This window comes from Microbacterium sp. zg.Y909, assembly GCF_024626565.1.
In genome coordinates this window covers 1-2,278 of record NZ_JANJFJ010000543.1, presented here as the reverse complement: position 1 = coordinate 2,278, position 2,278 = coordinate 1, and the positions used below count along the sequence as shown (strand labels likewise).

The window sequence follows — 2,278 nt, the reverse complement described above, 5'->3', positions numbered from 1 at the left end:
AGCACGTACACGATTCCCGCGACGATGAGGGAGCCGAACAGCGCCCGGGGGTACACGCGCGAGGGGGCGGTGACCTCCTCGATGATGTTCGCCGAGGTCTCGAACCCCACGAACGAGTAATAGGCGATGATCGCCCCGCCGAGCACCGCGATGGCAGGCGAGGTGTCGGTCGGGAACTGGCCCACGCGCGAGACGTCTCCCCCGCCGGAGCCCATCATGATCGCCACGGCGACGATCACGATCACGAGTCCACTGAGCTCGATGCACGTCATCACCATGTTGGTGCGCATCGATTCGCGGATGCCGCGGGCGTTCAGCGCCGCGACGAGCGCCAGGAAGACGACCGCCGCCAGAGTGGGAGGCGCATCGATGAACGAGGTCAGGTAATCCCCGGCGAAGGCCAGCGCCAGTCCCGCCGCGCTCACGACCCCCGCGGCGAGCATGCTGAACCCGACCAGGAATGACAGCCACTTCGCCTTGAACGCGCGTTCCGCGAAAACCGCCGCACCGCCCGCCCGGGGGTACTTGGTGACCAGCTCCGCGTAGGAACCGGCCGTCAGCAGGGCCAGGGCCAGCGCCACGAGCAGCGGTGCCCACAGCGCGTCGCCGACCTCGGCCGACAGCACGCCCATGAGCGCGTAGATGCCCGCACCCAGCACGTCTCCCAGGATGAAGACGAACAGCAGCGGCCCGGTTATCCCCCGCCTGAGCTTGTCCTGCGACTGGTGCGCTTCACGGATCTCCGCCACTTTCGTTCTCCACCCTCGGCCCGGGTCGTTCGGGCCTCGGGAAGTGTACGGTGCGGCGGTGATCCGATATCTCGCCCTTGCGAAAGCGCGACGGAACTGCTTTCGCGCGCGTGCGGCGGGCGTCAGGGAGCGAACGCGCGCCGGAACTGCCGCCGCGCACGCACCGCGACATCGGCACGGTCGGCCTCGTCGGTGCGGGCGAGCTCACCGGCGAGCATGCCGACGGCGAGCATGATGTCAGCGGTGTCGACGTGGGCGCCGACGTGACCGGCCTGCCGCTCACGAACCAGCAGGCGGTCCACGACCTGGCGGAAGCGATCGCCGAGGGCCACCACGTGCGCGTCGTGGCGGTTGCGCACCATGAGGTCGATGAGCGCGGTGGAGACCACCGCCTGATCCACGATGACGTCGAAGAGGTCTTCGAGCGTGCGGTCATCGGGCGCGGTGTGGGCCTCGATCGCCGCGACGTTCTCCTCGAAGAGCGCCGCGGCCAGCGCGGTGCGGTCGGGAAAATGGCGATAGAGGCTGCCCTGTCCGACGCCGGCGCGCTTGGCGACGGCCGAGAACGGCGCCGACAGGCCGTACTCGGCGAACACCTCGCGGGCGGCGCGGAGGAGCGCACGACGGTTCTCGGGCCCAGCCGCGCGGCCGCGGTTGACCTTGCGAGACACTTCCACGTCGTTGCCCACGGGTATAACCTAATACCGGACACTTTTGTCCGGTAGAAAGGACTACACCATGGGCACCACCCCGCTCACCGGCGACTCTGCGATTGCCGACTGGCTGGCCGACCCGGCCGGCAACGCCATCCTCACCCACATGCTCGCGCAGAGCGGCCAGACCCCCGAGGTCTTCAAGCCGGTGAGGCGCCTCGCCATCAAGCGTCTCGTCAAGCTGAGCCGCGGCTCGTTCACCCAGGAGATGCTCGACGAGCTCGTCCGTCGCGTCGCCGCCGGTGAGGTGCCCGAGGGTGTCACTCCCACCCCCGTGGAGTCGACCGACGACGCCGGCGCACCCGCCGTGCCGCTGCGCGAGTGGACCGAGCGCATCGACCAGGGCCGCTTCACCGGACAGACCGTGATCGTCACCGGTGCGGGCTCCGGCATCGGTCGCGCCACCGCGTCGCGGGTCGCCCGTGAAGGCGGCCGCGTGGTGGCCGTCGACGTCAGCGAGGAGCGCCTCGCCGAGTTCACCGGCGAGCACCCGGGCGCCGACATCGTCACCGTCGTCGCCGACATCACCGACGACGCCGGCATCGCCCGCATCGTCGAGGCCGCCGGCGACACCATCGACGCGCTGGCGAACGTCGCCGGGATCATGGACGACATGACCCCCATCGGCGACGTCACCGACGCCGTCTGGGACCGGGTCATGGCCATCAACGTGACCGGCACGATGAAGCTCACGCGAGCGGTCATCCCCGCCATGCTCGCCCAGGGCGGCGGCTCGATCGTCAACACCGCATCCGAGGCGGCCCTGCGCGGCTCGGCGGCCGGAGCGGCCTACACCGCGTCGAAGCACGCGGTGGT

At 70.0% G+C, this 2,278-nt stretch carries 3 protein-coding genes; 1 reads left to right on the top strand and 2 read right to left on the bottom strand.

Annotated features, from left to right (window positions below; all coding sequences use genetic code 11):
- Together NQ160_RS22585 and NQ160_RS22580 are read right to left on the bottom strand one after the other, a co-directional pair.
- On the bottom strand, nt 1-749 hold a 749-nt coding region (locus NQ160_RS22585), incomplete at its 3' end, for an APC family permease (RefSeq protein WP_257517271.1).
- 122 nt (nt 750-871) lie between these two features.
- Nucleotides 872-1,438: a TetR/AcrR family transcriptional regulator gene (locus tag NQ160_RS22580; protein WP_257517270.1), complete on the bottom strand. Its 567-nt coding sequence runs from the start codon at nt 1,436-1,438 to the stop codon at nt 872-874.
- 49 nt (nt 1,439-1,487) lie between these two features.
- Here NQ160_RS22580 and NQ160_RS22575 point away from each other — a divergent pair.
- On the top strand, nt 1,488-2,278 hold a 791-nt coding region (locus tag NQ160_RS22575), incomplete at its 3' end, for an SDR family NAD(P)-dependent oxidoreductase (RefSeq protein WP_257517269.1).